Source organism: Burkholderia sp. MSHR3999, from assembly GCF_000833595.1.
GTDB classification, from domain to species: domain Bacteria; phylum Pseudomonadota; class Gammaproteobacteria; order Burkholderiales; family Burkholderiaceae; genus Burkholderia; species Burkholderia ubonensis.
In genome coordinates this window covers 622,078-640,595 of sequence record NZ_JRFO01000006.1, presented here as the reverse complement: position 1 = coordinate 640,595, position 18,518 = coordinate 622,078, and the positions used below count along the sequence as shown (strand labels likewise).

Here is an 18,518-nt window from a genome sequence, read left to right as displayed (position 1 = left end):
ACACATGGCATCCGTCAACAAGGTCATCCTCGTCGGCAATCTCGGCGCCGATCCTGAAGTCCGTTACCTGCCGAGCGGCGACGCGGTTGCGAACATCCGTCTCGCGACGACCGACCGCTACAAGGACAAGGCGAGCGGCGAGTTCAAGGAAATGACCGAGTGGCATCGCGTCGCGTTCTTCGGCCGCCTCGCGGAAATCGTCAGCGAATACCTGAAGAAGGGTTCGTCGGTGTATATCGAAGGCCGCATCCGCACCCGCAAGTGGCAAGGCCAGGACGGCCAGGACCGTTACTCGACCGAAATCGTCGCCGACCAGATGCAGATGCTCGGCGGCCGCGGTGGTTCGGGCGGCGGCGGCGGTGGTGGTGGTGACGAAGGCGGTTACGGCGGCGGCTACGGCGGTGGCGGCGGCCGTGGCGAGCAGATGGAGCGTGGCGGTGGCGGCGGTCGTGCCGGCGGCGCGGCGCGTGGCGGTGGCGGCGGTGCGGCGCAGAGCCGTCCGAGCGCGCCGGCCGGCGGCGGGTTCGACGAGATGGATGACGATATTCCGTTCTGACGATCAGCTTCTGCATCACATAAACAAAAAGCCTGTAACCCTCGCGGTTACGGGCTTTTTGTTTGGTCTCGACCGTCTGGCAGGTCCAGACTCATGCGCCGCTTTCTTCGAACTGGACCCCGCCCGGCTCGTCGATTTGCTTTCTTGTCCGGGATCCAGGATTCCACCCGGCTTCACATCCCCTTCGCCACGTTCGTCCCTGCAACAGTCCTGCCGAAATTTCCGGCGAGACTTGTCGCGCATCCATACCGGGAGAACACCATGCGAGATGCACCGAATCGCGTCTGCGAAGCGGCTTCAGCGTTACGTCGCGTCAAACTCCGCAACCTGTCCGCATCGCTGCCGGCCGTCGCCGCCGGCGCACATCGAGGAGGAACGAGCCATGAGTAACGACGCGCTCGATCCTCTGCTGCGGCAGTTCGCCGAGAAACAATTGGGACGGGCTTTGGCGCCGGGGGAGGAGAAGGCGCTGCTGGAGCGGCTGTCGCGCCGGGCGGCCGACCAGCAGGCGCCGGCAGTCGCTCCGGGCTCGCAGCCTCCTCGGCAGTCGCCCGCCACGAACCCGCCGCTTGCCCCGCTGAAGACCCGCCAGGAAGTGCGGGAGCAGATCAAGCACTTCCTGCAGCTCAATCAGCAGAAAGCCTACGAGAAGATGCGCGGCATCCTGCAGTCGATCGACGCGCAGAACGAGGCGACGCTCGGCGTGCTGGCAACGGAGCAGAGAAAGCTCTCCGGCATGCTCGATGCACGCGAGCCGTCGGACGGACAACCCGCCGCGAATCCGCAGTCGGGCGCGGCCGACATCCAGGACAGTACGCGTCAGGCACTGATGCTGATCGGCGAGCAGCTGACCGGCCTCATCAAGCAGGAAATGCAAGCGTGCTTCCGGCAATACGTCGATCCGCTCGCCGAACGCGTGCAGGCCATCCACGAATGGCTGCAGAACCTCGACGCATGCCTGAAGGAGCCGGACATACCCGCACCCGCCGCGGCCCCGGCAGTGTTGCCGGATATCGCGTCGCCGCCCGTTCACGATACCTCCGACCAAGCGTCCTTGAAGTAGCACGCGGGCCAAGCGGAAAAGCGGACCAACGCCGAGTCAGCCAGCCTTCGACGTGCGACCTCGCAACCGTCACGTGAACCAAGGAGCAAGAGATGTCCGAACACTGCCATGTCTGCCACGTCAATCCTGCGATTACCGATGCCGTCACGCAGGCCAACGTCAAGGTGGTCGCCGAAGCGCCAGCGATGGCGATGGGCTCGCTTTATCAAGCCCAGAGCCATTCGCTGAGCATCCTGTTCGAGAACGCGGTGCAGCAGCAGTCGCAGGCGGCGATCCAGTCGCAGACCTCGACGAACGTGGGCACGATGCAGCTGTACACCATCGGGCCGGAAAGCGCGGGCGCCGCCGCCACGGAAATCGGGGCGAACGGGATTCTGTCCGTGCTGGCCGACGTGATCGCGATCGCGAAGGTGATTTAAGGCGCTGGCGCGACGCCGGGGTTGAGCGGCGGCTCAGTGGCGTGAGCCGTCGCCATCGCCGACGTCATGCCGTTCATCGTTCCGGATAACTGATCAACCGAGCTGCGCCGAGACTCCGTTGCGGCTGTCAGCCAACCAGGAGAAACAACCATGGCAGGACCAGGACCCGAAATCCCCGATCAGGACCCTTGCAATTGCAAGACCTGCATCGTCAACCCCGCGATTACCGATGCCGTCACGCAGGCCAACGTCAAGGTAGTCGCTGAAGCGCCAGCGATGGCGATGGGCTCGCTCTATCAGGCCCAGAGCCATTCGCTCAGCATCCTGTTCGAGAACGCCGTGCAGCAGCAGTCGCAATCCGCGGTGCAACTGCCGACCTCGACAAACGTGGGCACGATGCAGCTCTATACGCTCGGGCCGGCAAGCGCCGGCGCCGCCGCCACGGAAATCGGGTCGAACGGCGTGATTGCCGTGCTGGCCGACGTGATTGCGATCGCGGAGACGATCGGGAAGAAGAAGCAATCCTGACGCGCCGGCGCCGACGTCGACGGCGGCCTGGTCACCCCGGCCGCCGCCGACGCATGACGCCGCACCGATCCATGCAAAGGCAGCCGCCCGCGCCGCCATGACGACGCCGGCAGGCGCGCGCCGCCATCCGATCCACCGATGCTTGCGCCGCGCCTCGTCGGCGGCCGCAGGCAATCCAGGAGTAACGACATGCCGGAACAGGTTTCCCCTGCGATCACCGACGCCGTCACGCAGGTCAACACGAAGGTGGTCGGCGAGGCGCCCGCCATGGCGTCGGGCACGCTGTTGCAGTCGAACAGCCATGCGACGTCGATCCTGCTTCACAACGCGGTGCAGATGCAGGCGAACCAGGCCGCATCCAACCAGGCCGCGACGACCGTCGGCATCATGCAGCTCTACAGCACCTCGCCGGCCGCGATCGCCGCCGCGGCGCAGGCGGCGAACTCCTCCTTTACATCGCAGCTGGCCGCAGTTGCGCAACTCATGAATGCGCTCAGGCACTGGCGAGGATGACCTTCGCTGCGCGCCGGGTGTGAGGCAGGGGGATTGAAGGGAGCTTCACCCGGTGCGCACATCCGGCCGCGGAATCCGGGTTCGACGCGTTCCGCCGCGCCGAAGCGACGCCGCCGGGCGATGCGCCCTTGCGCCGGACGCCATCGTTCGCGCCGGCACGTCAGTTCGCGTCGACGATGCCCCGCAGCAACTCCGGCTTTTCGATCGTCACGCGTTGCCCGTGCAGCCGGATCACGCCTTCGCGCTGCAATTTCTGCAGGCTGCTGTTCAGCCGCGGGCGGCTGACATTGAGCATGGCCGCGAGGATGCTCTGATTCTCAGGCAGCGGCACCTCCTGATCGCCGCCCTGCATGCGGTTCAGCAGATGGCGCGCGAGCCTTGCCTCCAGCCGGTACAGGCACGCCGACTCCACGAAATCGCTCAGCTGATGGATGTGCCGGCACAACTGCTCGTAGATGCGGTCCATGAAATCGGCGTTCGCCAGCAACGGTGCGAAATGCTGCCGATGCAGCAGCGAAATGCGGCAGTCCGAACTGAGCTGGGCGGTAAAGCTGCGCCGCTGAGCGCGCAGCAGCGTGCTTTCGCCGATGAGCTCGCCCGGCAGCGAGTGGCCCAGGATGATTTCGCGGCCGCCGGGTTCGTGCAGCGTCTTGTAGACGCGGCCGCGATGCACGAATGCCACGAAATCCTCCGGGTCTCCCTTGAAGAACAGCAGGCGGTTGCCGTGCTCGGGCCAGGGCATGAGATGCCGCGCGATATGCGCGAGAAGGCTTTCAGGGAGCTCCGTGAGTATCGGTATATTGCGCAGCGCTTGAATGTTGGCGAAGGCAGACATGTTTCCCGTGCGCGGTTGTTTGTCAGTGCAGCCACCTAGCGGAAAACGTTGCCTCGTGAGCAGCGTGAAAGCGGAATAATCAAGATGACGTAATAGTCGGTCATGTCCCGGGCGGTCGCTCCCGGCGCACATTGAAGAGCGGCGGTCCTGCCGGGGTGGGAGATTAAGAATTTCCGTTCATAATAATCAAGAATATTCATTAAATCGAGCCGCTTAATTTCGTTGTTACGCGGGTAACAGCGTTATCCGCGGCTTCGAATCGATTCTGTGTTTTCCATAAAAAAGGAAGGCACGGGATGAAAACCTCAAACCAGCGCGAGACCCCAGCCAATGCCTCATTGACGCAACAGCTCGACAGCACCTGGCGGGAAATGGAGGGCAAATTGCGCCGCCGCGCGCGCCTCCTGTGCAAGGGCGATGTTCATCGCGCCGACGAGCTGCTTTCCGATACGGCGCTGAAGGTCCATATCTACCTGCAGCGTTCGCCCGACCGGGTGCAGAACCTCGCCGGCTTTCTGTTCCTGGCGCTGAACCACGCGTTTCTCGATTGCGCGCGGCGGCGTCGCCGCGAAAGCTGCGTGCTCGAATTCGATGCGGGCTGGGATGACGATCACGTCGTCGAGCTGGCGGGCCACACGCCGTCGGTCGAGCAGCAGCTCCTGCTCAGGCAGCAGCTGCTGCGTCTCGAGCACGCGCTGTCCCTGCTCCCGCCGCAGCAGCAGACGCTGTTCGCGCTGAAGTTCGAGGAAGACCGGCCGTACCTGCACATCGCCGCCACGCTCGGAATCAACGAAGCGCTGGCGAGAAAGCGCGTGGAACTGCTGCGCAAGAAGTTGCGCGAGGAACTGGCCTGAGTGCGTTCACAAACGCAGGCCCGCAGCGTCCGTAACGGCAGATGCGGCGTCGACGCCATTGCGGCCTGCGCGTTTCTTCCACCGTATGCGGGACCCGAGATCCAAGGAGGCCTCGTGGCAGACAAAGTCAATGAACAGATCACCGACGCCGTGACGCAGTCCAACGTCAACGTCGTCGCGGGATCTCCCGCTCAGGCGCTGGGCACGCTCTACCAGATGTTCAGCCAGGCCGTCGGCATCTCGGCGCAGAACATGACGCAGCAGCAGGCGGCGTTGAACCAGATCTCGAACGCGGTCGTGTCCAAGGCGGTGGCGATGATTCTGGCCGTCGAGGTGTCGCCCAAGAGCGCGCAGGGTGGCACGCCACCGGGCACGCCGCCAGGTGGAGACGTGCAGCGCGGCGTGCTGCCGCCTGGTTTGTCGCAGTAGCGCCGTGCCGATTTTCAGGACTCTTGAACTATGAATACGATAGGAAACGAGGGCGGGCAGGACGACGACGCGGCGGCAACGCACGACGTCGCGCAACACGGAGCCGGCGCGGCGGCGCCGGCAGTGGCCGATCCGCGCGCGGGCGCGTCGAAGGCGGGCGCACGATCGTGGCCGGTCAGTCGTCTGCGACGGCTCACCGATACGCTGAAGGCGCCGAACCAGATCCGCGAGCCGGAATGGCCCGGCCATGCGTCGATGCAGTCGGTGCAGGCGATCAATGCGGAGGCGGCGTCCTACGCGACGACCCAGATCGCCGTCGGCCCGAACATGATGATCACGCAGGCCGGCGGCCTGGTGGCGCAGGCGGCGGCGAACTACTTCGAGGCGTCCACGTCGCTGGCGATCGCCGGCAAGAGCGTGCTGATGAAGGACCTGGCGCAGAAGACCGTCGATGAAGACGTCAAGGGGATGGCGATGGACGCGATGGGGCTGCTGTTGACGGACCTGTTCGTCGCGACCGCGGCGATGGTGGCGGGCGCGGCGGAAGCGATCGAAGGCGAGGCGGCGAGCATCGCGCTCGACAAGATCGACGAAAGCCTGCAGAAGTATCAGGCGCTGCTGGACAAGAAGGGCGGCTAGGCTCGTTTGGCGATGGTTCGGTGGTGACGTGCCGGTCGCGGCTGCTTTCCGGTTTCAACACCCTGCACGAGCGCGAGGAGGCGTCGATGAATTGCCTGATTCGTATTGGCGCAAGCTGTGGCGGTACGCCCGCCCGGAGGGCGAGCGATCTGCAGCGATCGAAGGCCCGGCGCCGGGCGGCGCTGGGCGCGCGTCCGGCCTTCGAGCCCGGGCGCCGCGTGCCGCCGGCGATGCGGACCGGTTCGCCGACGCAGGCACGCTGCCGGTTGACCCGGCGCGTCGCGTGCCGCAGCGGAGGCAGGCCTCGCACCGTCGTCCGATGAGACGCGTGCGGCGCGCGAGATGCCGACGTCCGCACTGCTTCGCACGAGCGAATGGGTATTCTGGATGACGAACGTTCCGGGAAATGACGCCCGTGAAAACGAGTCGATTGACGCTGACTCGGCCGGCGACAACACTCCATCAACGGCGCCGTCGATTCGTTCGATTCCAAGGTCCATTCAACTTACGCGAGGAAAACATGCCCTACATCCTTCAGCACGTACAAGGTCCCGCGCCGCTGCCGGTAGGCGAGCGCGTCTGGGGAGACGCGCCCGAGATCGATTTCGGCGCGATGACGAGCTGCATCGCGCTGGTCGAGGAAACGCCGGGCCAGGCGCTTTCGGTGCGCGCGATCCACCTGTCGATCGTCAGCGCCGACGGCACGCCCGTCTACGATCCGGCGTCGAACGTCGCAGGACAGGTCGGCGCGATCATGCAGGCGAACGGCAACCTGCGCGCGTGTCTCGGGCGCATCGACATCTGGCAGAACAACGCGTCGGCCCAGGTGCGAAACTTCTTCGTCGCGCTGATGCAGCAGCTGAATATCCTGGACTGGGTGCAGTTGCCCGACGGCAATCTGCAGGCGAGGATGCACAACGGGGGCATCCAGTATCGGCAGGTCGGCGCGTGGGTCGACGTGTAAGCCCGACGTGCGCGATGATCGAGCACCGTTTTTCCCGCATCGGCCGCGCTTTGCCGCGGCCGATGCATTTATGGCGCGTCACGACGCAGCCACGAATGTTCGGCTATGCTGCACCCTTTGGCGCTTCGATCGAGAGGGGACCATGCGGCGTGTCGTGTTCAACCAGAAGGGCGGCGTAGGCAAGTCGACGATCGTCTGCAATCTCGCCGCGATCAGCGCGAGCGAAGGGCTGCGCACGCTGGTGATCGACCTGGACGCGCAGGCGAACTCGACCCAGTACCTGCTCGGCGAGCGCGCCGCCGGCACTGCGCCGACCGTCGCCGACTTCTTCGAAACCGCGCTGACGTTCAACTTCCGGCCGGTCGACGCCGCGTCGTACATTCATCCGACCCCGTTCGAGAATCTCGACGTGATGCCCGCGCATCCGGATCTCGATGCGCTGCACGGCAAGCTCGAGTCCCGCTACAAGATCTACAAGCTGCGCGACGCGCTGAACGAGCTCGACGCGTACGATGCGGTCTACATCGACACGCCGCCCGCGCTCAATTTCTACACGCGGTCCGCGCTGATCGCGGTCGAGCGCTGCCTGATCCCGTTCGACTGCGACGACTTCTCGCGCCGCGCGCTGTACACGCTGCTCGAGAACGTGAAGGAGATCCAGCAGGACCACAACGCGGGGCTCGAGGTCGAAGGGATCGTGATCAACCAGTTCCAGCCGCGCGCGAGCCTGCCGCAGCAGCTCGTCGACGAACTCGTCGGCGAAGGGCTGCCCGTGCTCGCGTCGCGGCTGTCGTCGTCGGTGAAGATCCGCGAATCGCATCAGCGTGCGACCCCCGTCATTCATCTCGAACCGGGGCACAAGCTCGCGCAGGAATTCCGCGCACTGCACCAGGAACTGGCCGGCTGACGCCGCCGCCGCGCTACCCGAATCACCGCCATCCCACGCCCGCGCATGCATGCGCGGCGCCCGCTCTCGCCATGTCTCGTTGCCGGCCTGCGCCCGGCCTTATTCCCGTTTTTTGAAAATAATCGTGAAAACGATTTTGATGAAAATCAGCAAAAACGTTTTCAGTGGGTGCGATTCATCTATAAATGATTTGTCTATAAGCGCGCACCAATTTTTCATTAATCATAATAATCGGTGTGTAAAGCTTGCCTGCTGATTCGGTCAGAAAGTAGTCAAAATGTGAAAATCGTTTCCAGGCGGGTGTTTGCGACATGGCCCTGAAATTAATTACCGCCAGACCCGATTGGTGCGGGTGTTGACGAATTAGGGTTTATACCGAGTATTGATGCCAATCGATTGACAATTAATGCAACTAGAATGGACACTCTAAACGTCGCGCAAACAATGTATGATGTGCGATAAATAAGAAACCGAACGAAATGTTCGGCATCCGTATTTCCTATACAAACTGTCGAATTGTAAACAGGAGCGTTCCGATGTCCTTTTTCGCCCCCGAAAAACTTGTCGCCGATTACCAATCCGGCGTCGCTGCCTGGTTCGCTGTCGCCCATCCGGCGCTGCGCGGTTTCGAGGCCGTGGTCGACCTCAACCTGCAGGCGACCAAGACGGCGCTGACGGAATACGAAGACAGCCTGAAGGGCGCCTTCAGCGGCAACAGCCCGGCCGAATTCATCACGCACCAACTGGGCGCGTCGCAGCAGACGGTCACCAAGGCGGCGTCGTATGGCCGCCATCTGCTCGACATCGCGACGGCGACCCAGGCCGAGTGGGCGAAAGTCGCGCAAGCGCAGTACGAGCAGAACGACAAGCGCCTGAAGGACGTGATCGGCGAGCTGACGAAGCACGCGCCGGCCGGCACGGCTCCGGTGGTCGCTGCCTTCAACACGGCGCTGTCCGCGGCCACCGCGGCGGCGGAATCGGTGCGTGCGGCAACGGGCCAGGTGATCGAGGCGGCGCAGAGCGGCCTCGACGCGGTCGGCGCGTCCGCGCGCAACGGCAAGCAGGCGGCGGGCGCCGCCCGCAGGGACGCGGGCGCGCGCGAATCGGCGGCCTGAGCGCGCGTCGCGCGATCGCGCGACGCATCGATCGACGCGACCCGCCGCCGGACGCCGCGTGTGCCACGCGACGTTTGGCCGCGATGTTCGCGAGCCGCCGTGCCGCGTAGCGGTCGCGCGGCAACCGATGCCGGACCGGCGCCGGCCGGCGGCACAACAGCAATGTGACTCTGATGCAGGAATCGAACATGACGGACGTAGTGATCGTATCGGCCGCGCGGACCGCGGTCGGCAAATTCGGCGGCACGCTCGCGAAGATCGCGGCGCCGGAGCTGGGCGCGACGGTGATCCGCGCGGTGCTGGAGCGCGCCGGCGTGAAGCCGGAGCAGGTGAGCGAAGTGATCATGGGCCAGGTGCTGGCGGCCGGCTCGGGCCAGAACCCGGCGCGGCAGTCGCTGATCAAGGCCGGGCTGCCGAGCGCGGTGCCGGGGATGACGATCAACAAGGTGTGCGGCTCGGGCCTGAAGGCGGTGATGCTGGCGGCGAACGCGATCATCGCCGGCGACGCGGAGATCGTGGTCGCGGGCGGGCAGGAGAACATGAGCGCGGCGCCGCACGTGCTGCCGGGCTCGCGCGACGGGTTCCGGATGGGCGACGCGAAGCTGGTCGACACGATGATCGTCGACGGGCTGTGGGACGTGTACAACCAGTACCACATGGGGATCACGGCGGAGAACGTCGCGAAGGAATACGGGATCACGCGCGCGGAGCAGGACGCCTTCGCGGCGCTGTCGCAGAACAAGGCGGAAGCGGCGCAGAAGGCGGGGCGCTTCGACGCCGAGATCGTGCCGGTGGCGATCCCGCAGAAGAAGGGCGAGCCGCTGCAGTTCGCGACCGACGAGTTCGTGCGTCACGGCGTGACGGCGGACGCGCTGGCAGGGCTGAAGCCGGCGTTCGCGAAGGACGGCACGGTGACGGCGGCGAACGCGTCGGGGATCAACGACGGCGCGGCGGCGGTGCTGGTGATGTCGGCGCAGAAGGCGGCGGCGCTGGGTCTGACGCCGCTGGCGCGGATCAAGGCGTACGCGAACGCGGGGGTGGACCCGAGCGTGATGGGGATGGGTCCGGTGCCGGCGTCGCGCCGGTGCCTGGAGCGCGCGGGCTGGACGCCGGGCGACCTGGACCTGATGGAGATCAACGAGGCGTTCGCGGCGCAGGCGCTGGCGGTGCACAAGCAGATGGGCTGGGACACGTCGAAGGTGAACGTGAACGGCGGGGCGATCGCGATCGGTCATCCGATCGGGGCGTCGGGCTGCCGGATCCTGGTGACGCTGCTGCACGAGATGGTCAAGCGCGACGCGAAGCGCGGGCTGGCGTCGCTGTGCATCGGCGGCGGGATGGGGGTTGCGCTCGCGGTCGAGCGCGGTTGAGCGGTTTCTGACAGCAGTTTGTGAGATTGGGCGCCGTCGCGGTGCAGGCATGCACCACGACGGTGGCCCGTGACGGCTTGCGCGCCGGACAAGCGGTACACAACAAAAACGCGCGATTCGACGATGCGCCCGGCGCATCGAAGCGGTGTGGGCGGCAAGCGGTGCCCAGGCAGCGCTAATGGATTGCCACATCATCGATTAATCTTTTTGTCGGTACTTTATAGGATGACTAAGCGAATTGCAGTTGTGACAGGTGGAATGGGCGGTCTCGGCGAGGCGATCAGCATCCGGTTGCACGACGCGGGCTACCGGGTCGTCGTCACGTATTCGCCGAACAACAATGGCGTCGACCGCTGGTTGACCGAGATGCACGCCGCGGGCCGCGAATTCCACGCGTATCCGGTGGACGTGGCCGATCACGACTCGTGCCAGCAATGCGTGGCGAAGATCGTGCAGGACGTCGGGCCGATCGACGTGCTGGTGAACAACGCGGGCATCACGCGCGACATGACGTTCCGCAAGCTCGACAAGGTCAACTGGGACGCGGTGCTCCGCACCAACCTCGATTCCGTGTTCAACATGACCAAGCCGGTGTGCGAAGGGATGGTCGAGCGCGGCTGGGGGCGGATCGTCAACATCTCGTCGGTCAACGGCTCGAAGGGTTCGGTCGGCCAGACCAACTACGCGGCCGCGAAGGCCGGCATGCACGGCTTCACGAAATCGCTCGCGCTGGAAGTCGCGCGCAAGGGTGTGACGGTGAACACCGTGTCGCCCGGCTATCTCGCGACGAAGATGGTGACGGCGATTCCGCAGGACGTCCTCGACAGCAAGATCCTGCCGCAGATTCCGGCCGGCCGGCTCGGCAAGCCCGAGGAGGTCGCGGCGCTCGTCGCGTACCTGTGCTCCGACGAGGCGGGCTTCGTGACCGGCTCCAACATCGCGATCAACGGCGGGCAGCACATGCATTGACGCGCGGCGGCCCGGGCTGCGCGCCTCGCGCGCCCGGGACGTGCTCCAGCCATTCAGCGCCGGGGCAGCGCGCGTGCGCGATGACGATGACGGACGCGGGCCTCTTCTCGTTCTGCCCGCCCCGCTCGCCGTCGCCCGCCGTGCCGCCGCGGCTTCACATTCCGGAGCAGGCATGGGTGACACTTCGATGGGCCTCGCGATCGGCGGGGCAGCGCTCGCCGTCGCGTTGACGGCGGCGATCGTTCACTACTGGCTCGAGCGGCGCCGCGCGCGCTTGCTGCGCGACTTCGATCATCGCGACTGCTGGCGTGCGGCATACGGCAAGGCGGCCTTGCACGGCGTCAGGGCGAAGCGGCGGGCCGGTTGAGCGGTCGGGTGGCGGCGCAGCGTCCCGCTGCGCCGCCGCGGACTGCGCTCAGTCGCTGCCGTCCTTGTGGAAGATCCGCTTCGTCGTGCGCTTGGTCGCATCCCAGCCTTCGCGCGATGCGTGCTTGGTCGCATCCCAGCCTTCGCGCGATGCGTGCTTGGTCGCGTCCCAACCCTCGCGCGACGCATGCGCGACGCCGTGGCCGACCGCCTTCGCGGCGCTCGCGGTCGCATGGCCGAAGCTGCGCGCGGCCTCGCCGGTCTTGTGCGCGGCTTCCTTCGAATCGCGCTTGATGTCCTGCTTCACCTCGGACAGGTCCGCGTGCGCGGCCGGGCAAACCGTCGCGAACACGAGTGCGGCAAAAATGAACTGACGACCTTTCACAAGCAGATTCCTCCCAACGTTGTCATCGAATCTCCGCGCCGCCGCCAGGCGGGCGAAGCGCGCCGGCCGCGGACGCATCGAGCATCACCGCGGCGCGGCCGCTCAGCAGCACGCGCCCGCCGCAGCGAAGCGTGAAGCCGTACAGCACCGTGACGTCGTCGCCGCCGACACGTTCGGCTTCGACGGTCAGCGGTGCGTCGCACGTGTCGAGGCGCTCGACGAACGCGTCGACGCCGCGCACGCTTGCCAGAAAGCCGGCGCGCGGCCGCTCGCGCGGCGCGCCGACGAGCGCGCCGTGCACGGCCATCGCCTGCGCCGCGTATTCGATCCCGCAGACCGACGCGAGCCGGCCGTGCGCGCGCAGCGGGTTGCGCGGATCGCGGTGGCTCGTCGCCGTGCAGCGGATTCGCGCGTCGTCCCAGAAGTCCACCGAGTCGAGCAGGCACATCGCGCCGTCGTGCGGAATGTGCGCGGCGATCCACGCGCGGTCGCGCATCGTGCCGGCGGTCGTCATCGCGCACGCTCCGCGAATGCGTCCGGCAGCGCGACGTCGACCTGCACGCGCCGGTCCGCCAGATAGTCGAGCACGACGCGCGCGGCGCGCGGCGCGGCGAGCGCATCGAGCAGAGGCAGCGCGCGCGCGCGGCGGGATTGCCGATGCGCAACGCTTCGAGCGCGGGCGACGCGAGCGTCGTCGCGCTCGCGTCGGTGAGCTGCACGTCGATGCGCGCGAGCGTGGCCGCGCCGGCCTCGGGCGCGAGCACGAGCGCGACGCCGAACGCATCGACGATCGGCCGCACCGCGCGCAGCGGCTCCGGATAGTCGGTGTCGTATGCGATCAGCAGGCACGGCACGCGATCGACCGCGACCTGGCAGACGCTTTCGAGCAGCCCGGCGGCGAAGCTGCCGTCATGCGCGCACAGCACGTTCGACGCGGCCGTCGCGCCCGTCGCGATGCTCCAGTAGCCGGCCGGCGCGTTGTGCACGGAGTTGTGAAAGCGCGTTGGCGACAGCAGCCGGTCGTCGCCCGCGAGCGTCTCGCAGATCGCATGGCAGTTCTGGCTGTCGCCGCCGGATGCGCTGAATACGGTTGCGAGCGTCGCGGCGTCGCGTCCGCTGGCGGCGACCGCTTCGCGGCCGACCGCGAGCGCGGCCCGCACGACGGGGCCGGTGCGCCGCCGCTCGGCGCTCGGCAGGCCGGCCGGCGGCGGCAGCACGGTGCGCGCGCCCGCATAGGCCGCGCGGCCGGCGAGCACGTCGGCCGCGTGCGGCCAGTCGTTCAATCCCGGCCCGATGAGGCCGATGCTCTCGATGTAGGCGCTGAGTGTCATGTCGGTGGTCAGCGGCGCGCGTAGCCGGCGCGGCCGAGGATCAGGCTGCAGTTCGTGCCGCCGAAGCCGAACGCATTGCTGAGCACGGCGCGCACGCGCGCGTCGCGGCTCGCGAGCACGTAGTCGGTGGCGAGGGCCGGGTCCGGGTGCGTCGTGTTGACGCCGGCCGGCACGAACTGGCCGCGCAGCGCGACGGCGGCGACGACCGCCTCGAGCGCGCCGGCCGCGCCGAGCGTGTGGCCGGTCGCGCCCTTGGTCGAGCTGCACGGCGTCTGCGGGAACAGCGCGCCGATCGCGCGGCCTTCGGCGGCGTCGTTGCTCGGCGTCGCGGTGCCGTGCAGGTTGATGTAGTCGATGTCGGCCGCGCCGAGGCCGGCCGACGCCAGCGCCTGCTCGATCGCGGCGCGCGCGCCGCGCCCGTCCGGATGCGGCGACGACATGTGATGCGCGTCGCTCGATTCGCCGATGCCGAGCAGCAGCACCGCGCTGTCGTCGAGCGCGTCAGACGCGGGCACGCGCTCGACGAGCGCGAACGCCGCGGCCTCGCCGATCGAGATCCCGTCGCGCGCGACGTCGAACGGCCGGCACGGCCGGCGCGACAGCAGTTCGAGCGAATTGAAGCCGTACAGCGTCGTGAGGCACAGCGAATCGACGCCGCCGACGACCGCCGCATCGATCAGGCCCGCTTCGAGCATGCGGCGCGCGGAGCCGAACACCTTCGCGCCGGACGAGCATGCGGACGACACCGCCAGCGCCGGGCCGCGCAGCGCGAAGTATGCGCGCACGAACGCGGCGGGCGAGTACGGGTTATGGGTTTGCGCGTAGTGGAAGCCGGCCGGCAGCGCGCCGCTTTGCGGGTCGCGGCGCCGGTACGCGTGCTCGGTCTCGAGGATGCCGGCCGTGCTGGTGCCGACGAACACGCCGACACGTTCGGCGCCGTAGCGCGACACGGCGGCCGCGACGCGTTCGGCGAACCCGTCCTGCGTGAGGCCGAGCTGCGCGAGACGGTTGTTGCGGCACTCGAAGTCGCTCAGGTCGGCGCGCACCGGCTGCGCGTCGACGCCGTCCACCGCGCCGATCCAGGTGTCGAGGTCCGCGCGCTCGAAGTCGCATCGCGTGAGTCCGCCGCGCGCGCCGCGCAGCGCGGCGACGGTCGCGTCGAGCCCGCGCCCGATGCAGCTGGTGGCCGTGAAATGCGAAAGCAGGAGAGGGTTCACGAGGGTCGAATCCGGTTGCCGGTTCGGGCGCCGCGGTGCGTGGTGAGGCCGCGCGGCGCGCCGATAGCCATTGAATTTTATCAAACGGGCGCCGTCGGGCCGGCCGCCGCCGGCGGTTCCGGCGCGAGCGCGGCGCGCAGCGTCGTCCAGCGCAATTGCGCGTCGGCGGCCGCGCGCAGCACGGCCGGCAGCACGTCGAGCACGACCGGCTCGCCGCGCGCGTCACGCGCCGCATGGCCGTCGTGGACGAGCAGGATGTCGCGCGGCGCGAGCCCGTGCAGCAGGCGGCGCGTGACCACGCCGGCATCCCGCTCGCGCGTGTCGAAGCCGCGCCGCGTCCAGCTCGCGAGCTGCAGGCCGAGCTCGCACAGCACCGGTTCGAGGAACGGATTGCGCAGGCCCGCGGGCGCGCGGAAGAACAGCGGGCGCGTGCCGGTGAGCTCGGTCAGCGTACGCTGCGCGGCGTCGATCTCGCGCCGCAGCGCGCGCGGGCCCGACAGCGAGAACGTGTGCCGGTGCCGCTGGCTGTGATTCTCGACCGCATGGCCGCGCGCGACGAGCGCCTCGATCCACCGCGGATGGCGGCGCGCAAGGTCGCCGATGCAGAAGAACGTCGCCTGCGCGTCGTAGCGGTCGAGCAGGTCGAGCACGCGCGGCGTGACGTCCGGGTCGGGGCCGTCGTCGATCGTCAGCGCGATCCGGCGGCTGGCGCCGTCCGGCAGGCGCGTCCAGTTCGGGCCGAGCAGCGCGCTTTTCGGCCACAGGCCCGCCGCCGTCAGTGCGAGGTGCGACGCGATCACGCCGCCGGCCGCCCATGGCCAGCTCGCCGGCTGCGCGACGACGGCCGCCGCCGCGCCCGCATGCAGCGCGGCCGCGCCCGCGACGAGCGGCGTCGGCGTCCAGCGGCGCGCGTCGCCGGGACGCGGTGCGGATGACGGTGTGGATGTCGGCGCGTTCATGTGCGTCCTCCCTGCAGCGGTGCGGCGGCCGGCGGCGCCAGGATCGCGGCGAACGCGAGCGCGAGCATCGCGCCGGGGCCGACGGTCAGGCCGAAGGTTTCGAGCAGCGGCACGTGCGACAGCGCGAGCAGCCCGAACCCGGCGACCGTCGCGAGATTGGCGACCAGCAGCGACACGAGCGTGTGGGGCGTGACGGGTTGCGCGTCGTCGCGCTTGCAGAAGAACAGCGCGTAGTTCGAGCCGACCGCGACGATCAGCAGCATTCCGATCAGGTGCAGGATCGTCAGCGGCACGCCGGCGGCCGCGAAGCCCGCGGCCACGACCAGCACCGCCGCGACGAGCGGCGCGAGCGCGCGCACGACGCGCCGCGGCGAGCGCAGCGCGATCAGCAGCAGCACCGCGATCGCCGCGAAGCCCGCGAGCGACAGGCGGAGGTCTTCCCGCACGTAGTCCACGTACAGGCGGTCGGCCTCGGCCTTCATGTCGACGAACAGCGCGCCGGGCACGCCGGCGCGCGCGACTGCCGCGCGGATCGGCGCGGCGTCGAGGCTTGGCGCCGCGTCGAGGCCTGGCGCGGCTTGCGCCGCGTGCGCCGTGTGCGCCGCGCGTGCGGCGTCCGGCGCGCGCAGCGGCAGCATCGCGCTCCAGCGGCCCGCGCGCTCGGTCAGCAGCGCATCGACCGCGAGCGCCATCGACGTGCCGCGCAAGTCCGCGCGCGTCAGGAGCGGCGCGTGGCGCGCGGCGTCGACGTCGGCGACGAACGGCGCGAACAGCTCCGGCTTGACGGTGATCGGCTGGTGCGCGACGGCTGCGCGCAGCCGCGCGGCGAGCGTGCCGGCGTCCGGCAGGCTCGCCTGCCGCGCACGTTGCGCGGCGTCGCTCGGCAGGTAGCGCGCGGGGTTCTCGAAGCCGGCGAGCGCGCCGTGCTCGACGAGCGGCTGCAATTGCGCGGCGACGCGCTCCGCGCCTTCGAGCGCGGCTTGCTCGCTGTCGGCCGGAATCACCACCAGATAGCGGACGTCGGGCGCGCCGACGTCGGCGCGCAGGCGCGCGTCGAGCGCCTGCGCGCGCGCGGGCACCGGGCTCAGCGCGGCGAGCTCGCGGCTCCACAGGTCGTCGCGATGCAGCGCGAGCGCCACGCTCGCGGCGAGCACCAGCGCGGCCAGCGGCCAGCGCAGGCGCGGCGCGGCGGCGGCCGCGCGCGCGAGCGCCGTGCCTGCGCGCGACACGTCGCGGATCGCGACATGGTCGCCGCGCAGCGGCGGCAGCACGAAGCGCGTGACGAGCGCGGCGGCCGCCAGGCCCGCGATCGAATACAGCCCGAGCTGCACGAGGCCCGGGAAGCCGGAGAACAGCATCGACGCGAAGCCGCAGACGGACGTCAGCACGCCGAGCCGGATCGTCGGCCAATACGCGGCGAGCCACGCGCGCGTCGCGTCGGCCGGGCGGGTCGCGTCGCGCGGGCCGGCCTGCGCGGACTGCACGAACAGGTAGATCGAGTAGTCGACCGCCTCGCCGATCAGCGTGGTGCCGAAGCCGAGCGTCAGCCCGTGGACCGTGCCGAACGCGACGCTGACCGCCGCGAGCCCGGCCGCGATGCCCGACAGCACCGGCAGCAGCCCGAGCGCGAGCGTGCGCGGCGAGCGGTACAGCGTCAGCAGCAGCGCGACGATCAGCAGCAGGCTCAGCGTCGACAGGCGCTCGACGTCGCGCCGGATCGTGTCGCGCGTGTCGACCGCGAACACGCCGGGCCCGGCCATCGCGAGCGTGCAGGACGACGCGCCCGGGGTCGCCTGCCGCGCCGTATCGAACGCGCGGCGCACGGCATCGATCGCGCGCGCCTGCGCATCGGTGTCGGAGCCGGCGGCGGCCGTCTGCACGACGAGCACCGCGCGCGCGCCGTCGCGCGACGCCCACACGCCGTTGCGCGACGCCGGCAGCGCGCCGCTGTCGAGCTGGCCGACGAGCGCGGCGACTTCGCCGGTTGGGTCGCGCGGCAGCAGCGCCTTCGCGACGAGACCGGCCGACGAGCCCAGCAGGTCGAGGCTGTCGCCGAGCGCCTGGTGCAGGCCGTCGGCGGTGAAGCGCTGCGGCGTCACGGCCGGGCTCAGCAGGTAGCGATGCGCGACGATGAACTGCTGGTCGCGCGCGTCGTTGACCGGCTCGCCGTTGTTGACCGCCGCGAACTGCGGATCGTCGCGCAGCGCCGCGGCCATGCGCCGCGACAGCACCGCGCGCGCGGCGGCGGTGTCGCCGTCGATCGCGACGAGGATCAGCCGCGACACGAGGCCGTCGCGCAACTGGTCGACGAGCACGCGCTGCCCGGCGCTCGGCGAGCGCGGCAGGAACGCGGACAGGTCCGCCGTGAAGCTCGCGCGGCTGATCGCGAACCCGCAGGCGAGCAGGCCCAGCAGCCACGCGAGCACCGCGCGCTGCCGCAGCACGCGCAGGCCGCGGGCGACGGGCGAAGGCCGGGTGCGGTCGTCCATCAGTTCGCCGGAACGGGTTGCAGCCGCATCAGCGAATGGTCGCCGTCGGCCTGCCGGATCGCGACGCTGCGCAATACGTCGCGCGTGCCGTCGAGCGTGATCGTGCTGACGACCTTCAGCATCCGCGCGTCGAGCGGCGTGAGCGTCAGCGTCCAGTCGTCGCCGCGCCCGGACAGCGCGACCTTGTAGACCCGCTCGAGCGCGAAGCGGTTGCCGGAGAGCGTCGCGCGAATGCTGTCGATGAACGCGCCGAGCTCCGGATAGCGGTCGAGCGCGAGCGTGTATGTGCGGTTGTTGCGCTCGACGGTCAGCATGCCGCCGTCGACGACGAGGTGTTCGGGCTTCGGGCTCAGCGTGTGCTTTTCGAGATGATCCGGCGCGACGAACACGAGCTCGCCGGACGACTCGACCGGCTGCGCGGCGATCGACAGGTTTTTCGTCTCGGTGAACGTCGCGCGGCCGGACTTGTGCTGCGCGAGCGTCGACATCAGCCGGTCGAGGCTCCATGGCGCGCCGGCGTCCGCCGCGCGCGCGGGCGCGGCCAGTGCGATAGCGGCGGCGAGCGCGGCTGCGGCGATGGTGAACGGGAAACGGCGGAAGGCGGCCATGC

The 18,518-nt window shown here is 68.9% G+C and carries 21 protein-coding genes and 1 pseudogene; 14 read left to right on the top strand and 8 right to left on the bottom strand.

Features of this window, described 5'->3' with window-relative positions:
• Window positions 1-4: 4 nt before the first annotated feature.
• The 5 genes from KY49_RS20185 (at window position 5) to KY49_RS20165 (ending at window position 3,079) form a co-directional block, all read left to right on the top strand.
• A complete protein-coding gene (locus tag KY49_RS20185) occupies window positions 5-556 on the top strand; it encodes a single-stranded DNA-binding protein (protein ID WP_042586329.1) in 552 nt (183 codons plus the stop codon).
• A gap of 382 nt (window positions 557-938) precedes the next feature.
• Window positions 939-1,619, top strand: a complete 681-nt coding sequence (locus KY49_RS20180) for a hypothetical protein (protein WP_042586328.1) — start codon at window positions 939-941, stop codon at window positions 1,617-1,619.
• Between the two features lie 92 nt (window positions 1,620-1,711).
• Entirely contained in the window at window positions 1,712-2,038 is a 327-nt protein-coding gene (locus KY49_RS20175) for a RebB family R body protein (RefSeq protein WP_010096375.1), read from the top strand.
• Between the two features lie 150 nt (window positions 2,039-2,188).
• Window positions 2,189-2,566: a RebB family R body protein gene (locus KY49_RS20170; RefSeq protein ID WP_042586327.1), complete on the top strand. Its 378-nt coding sequence runs from the start codon at window positions 2,189-2,191 to the stop codon at window positions 2,564-2,566.
• Window positions 2,567-2,755: 189 nt separating this feature from the next.
• Window positions 2,756-3,079: a RebB family R body protein gene (locus KY49_RS20165; RefSeq protein WP_042586880.1), complete on the top strand. Its 324-nt coding sequence runs from the start codon at window positions 2,756-2,758 to the stop codon at window positions 3,077-3,079.
• A gap of 160 nt (window positions 3,080-3,239) precedes the next feature.
• Here the strand turns inward: KY49_RS20165 and KY49_RS20160 are convergent, their stop codons facing one another.
• Complete coding sequence (locus KY49_RS20160) at window positions 3,240-3,914, bottom strand: Crp/Fnr family transcriptional regulator (protein ID WP_042586326.1); 675 nt, start codon at window positions 3,912-3,914, stop codon at window positions 3,240-3,242.
• A gap of 296 nt (window positions 3,915-4,210) precedes the next feature.
• On the opposite strand from KY49_RS20160, the gene KY49_RS20155 reads away from it, so the two are divergent.
• From KY49_RS20155 to KY49_RS20115, 9 genes are all read left to right on the top strand, one after another.
• A complete protein-coding gene (locus tag KY49_RS20155) occupies window positions 4,211-4,768 on the top strand; it encodes an RNA polymerase sigma factor (protein ID WP_042586325.1) in 558 nt (185 codons plus the stop codon).
• Window positions 4,769-4,882: 114 nt separating this feature from the next.
• Window positions 4,883-5,197: a RebB family R body protein gene (locus tag KY49_RS20150; protein WP_042586324.1), complete on the top strand. Its 315-nt coding sequence runs from the start codon at window positions 4,883-4,885 to the stop codon at window positions 5,195-5,197.
• A 30-nt stretch (window positions 5,198-5,227) separates the two neighbouring features.
• Entirely contained in the window at window positions 5,228-5,836 is a 609-nt protein-coding gene (locus KY49_RS20145; RefSeq protein ID WP_042586323.1) for a hypothetical protein, read from the top strand.
• Window positions 5,837-6,356: 520 nt separating this feature from the next.
• A complete protein-coding gene (locus KY49_RS20140) occupies window positions 6,357-6,800 on the top strand; it encodes a hypothetical protein (protein ID WP_042586322.1) in 444 nt (147 codons plus the stop codon).
• 142 nt (window positions 6,801-6,942) lie between these two features.
• Entirely contained in the window at window positions 6,943-7,707 is a 765-nt protein-coding gene (locus tag KY49_RS20135) for a ParA family protein (protein WP_042586321.1), read from the top strand.
• A gap of 536 nt (window positions 7,708-8,243) precedes the next feature.
• Window positions 8,244-8,822, top strand: coding sequence for a TIGR01841 family phasin (gene phaP, locus KY49_RS20130; RefSeq protein ID WP_042586320.1), 579 nt, complete (start codon window positions 8,244-8,246; stop codon window positions 8,820-8,822).
• 188 nt (window positions 8,823-9,010) lie between these two features.
• A complete protein-coding gene (locus KY49_RS20125) occupies window positions 9,011-10,192 on the top strand; it encodes an acetyl-CoA C-acetyltransferase (protein ID WP_042586319.1) in 1,182 nt (393 codons plus the stop codon).
• 225 nt (window positions 10,193-10,417) lie between these two features.
• Window positions 10,418-11,161, top strand: a complete 744-nt coding sequence (gene phbB, locus KY49_RS20120; protein ID WP_042586318.1) for an acetoacetyl-CoA reductase — start codon at window positions 10,418-10,420, stop codon at window positions 11,159-11,161.
• Window positions 11,162-11,333: 172 nt separating this feature from the next.
• Window positions 11,334-11,528 carry a hypothetical protein gene (locus KY49_RS20115; RefSeq protein WP_042586317.1) on the top strand — a complete coding sequence of 65 codons (195 nt, stop codon included), beginning with the start codon at window positions 11,334-11,336 and terminating at the stop codon, window positions 11,526-11,528.
• Window positions 11,529-11,576: 48 nt separating this feature from the next.
• Here the strand turns inward: KY49_RS20115 and KY49_RS20110 are convergent, their stop codons facing one another.
• The 7 genes and pseudogenes from KY49_RS20110 to KY49_RS20085 form a co-directional block, all read right to left on the bottom strand.
• Window positions 11,577-11,912, bottom strand: a complete 336-nt coding sequence (locus KY49_RS20110; protein WP_042586316.1) for a hypothetical protein — start codon at window positions 11,910-11,912, stop codon at window positions 11,577-11,579.
• A gap of 22 nt (window positions 11,913-11,934) precedes the next feature.
• Window positions 11,935-12,426 (bottom strand): hotdog family protein, encoded by a 492-nt coding sequence (locus tag KY49_RS20105; protein ID WP_042586315.1) that lies wholly within the window; start codon window positions 12,424-12,426, stop codon window positions 11,935-11,937.
• Window positions 12,423-13,243 (bottom strand): annotated as a pseudogene (locus KY49_RS35940) (beta-ketoacyl synthase chain length factor). The gene KY49_RS20105 and the pseudogene KY49_RS35940 overlap by 4 nt, the downstream one beginning before the upstream one ends.
• A gap of 8 nt (window positions 13,244-13,251) precedes the next feature.
• Window positions 13,252-14,460, bottom strand: a complete 1,209-nt coding sequence (locus KY49_RS20100; protein ID WP_042586314.1) for a beta-ketoacyl-[acyl-carrier-protein] synthase family protein — start codon at window positions 14,458-14,460, stop codon at window positions 13,252-13,254.
• 80 nt (window positions 14,461-14,540) lie between these two features.
• Window positions 14,541-15,419, bottom strand: a complete 879-nt coding sequence (locus tag KY49_RS20095) for a polysaccharide deacetylase family protein (RefSeq protein ID WP_042586313.1) — start codon at window positions 15,417-15,419, stop codon at window positions 14,541-14,543.
• Window positions 15,416-17,908, bottom strand: a complete 2,493-nt coding sequence (locus tag KY49_RS20090) for an MMPL family transporter (RefSeq protein ID WP_042586312.1) — start codon at window positions 17,906-17,908, stop codon at window positions 15,416-15,418. The genes KY49_RS20095 and KY49_RS20090 overlap by 4 nt, the downstream gene beginning before the upstream one ends.
• Window positions 17,908-18,516: a LolA-related protein gene (locus tag KY49_RS20085; protein ID WP_042586311.1), complete on the bottom strand. Its 609-nt coding sequence runs from the start codon at window positions 18,514-18,516 to the stop codon at window positions 17,908-17,910. The genes KY49_RS20090 and KY49_RS20085 overlap by 1 nt, the downstream gene beginning before the upstream one ends.
• Between the last annotated feature and the right edge of the window lie 2 nt (window positions 18,517-18,518).

Excerpts from the sequence above, each read along its gene's own strand:
- KY49_RS20185 (WP_042586329.1), top strand. The coding sequence starts at position 5 with ATGGCATCCGTCAACAAGGTCATCCTCGTCGGCAATCTCGGCGCCGAT.
- KY49_RS20180 (WP_042586328.1), top strand. The coding sequence starts at position 939 with ATGAGTAACGACGCGCTCGATCCTCTGCTGCGGCAGTTCGCCGAGAAA.
- KY49_RS20175 (WP_010096375.1), top strand. The coding sequence starts at position 1,712 with ATGTCCGAACACTGCCATGTCTGCCACGTCAATCCTGCGATTACCGAT.
- KY49_RS20170 (WP_042586327.1), top strand. The coding sequence starts at position 2,189 with ATGGCAGGACCAGGACCCGAAATCCCCGATCAGGACCCTTGCAATTGC.
- KY49_RS20165 (WP_042586880.1), top strand. The coding sequence starts at position 2,756 with ATGCCGGAACAGGTTTCCCCTGCGATCACCGACGCCGTCACGCAGGTC.
- KY49_RS20160 (WP_042586326.1), bottom strand. The coding sequence starts at position 3,914 with ATGTCTGCCTTCGCCAACATTCAAGCGCTGCGCAATATACCGATACTC.
- KY49_RS20155 (WP_042586325.1), top strand. The coding sequence starts at position 4,211 with ATGAAAACCTCAAACCAGCGCGAGACCCCAGCCAATGCCTCATTGACG.
- KY49_RS20145 (WP_042586323.1), top strand. The coding sequence starts at position 5,228 with ATGAATACGATAGGAAACGAGGGCGGGCAGGACGACGACGCGGCGGCA.
- KY49_RS20140 (WP_042586322.1), top strand. The coding sequence starts at position 6,357 with ATGCCCTACATCCTTCAGCACGTACAAGGTCCCGCGCCGCTGCCGGTA.
- KY49_RS20135 (WP_042586321.1), top strand. The coding sequence starts at position 6,943 with ATGCGGCGTGTCGTGTTCAACCAGAAGGGCGGCGTAGGCAAGTCGACG.
- phaP (WP_042586320.1), top strand. The coding sequence starts at position 8,244 with ATGTCCTTTTTCGCCCCCGAAAAACTTGTCGCCGATTACCAATCCGGC.
- KY49_RS20125 (WP_042586319.1), top strand. The coding sequence starts at position 9,011 with ATGACGGACGTAGTGATCGTATCGGCCGCGCGGACCGCGGTCGGCAAA.
- phbB (WP_042586318.1), top strand. The coding sequence starts at position 10,418 with ATGACTAAGCGAATTGCAGTTGTGACAGGTGGAATGGGCGGTCTCGGC.
- KY49_RS20115 (WP_042586317.1), top strand. The coding sequence starts at position 11,334 with ATGGGTGACACTTCGATGGGCCTCGCGATCGGCGGGGCAGCGCTCGCC.
- KY49_RS20105 (WP_042586315.1), bottom strand. The coding sequence starts at position 12,426 with ATGACGACCGCCGGCACGATGCGCGACCGCGCGTGGATCGCCGCGCAC.
- KY49_RS20095 (WP_042586313.1), bottom strand. The coding sequence starts at position 15,419 with ATGAACGCGCCGACATCCACACCGTCATCCGCACCGCGTCCCGGCGAC.
- KY49_RS20090 (WP_042586312.1), bottom strand. The coding sequence starts at position 17,908 with ATGGACGACCGCACCCGGCCTTCGCCCGTCGCCCGCGGCCTGCGCGTG.
- KY49_RS20085 (WP_042586311.1), bottom strand. The coding sequence starts at position 18,516 with ATGGCCGCCTTCCGCCGTTTCCCGTTCACCATCGCCGCAGCCGCGCTC.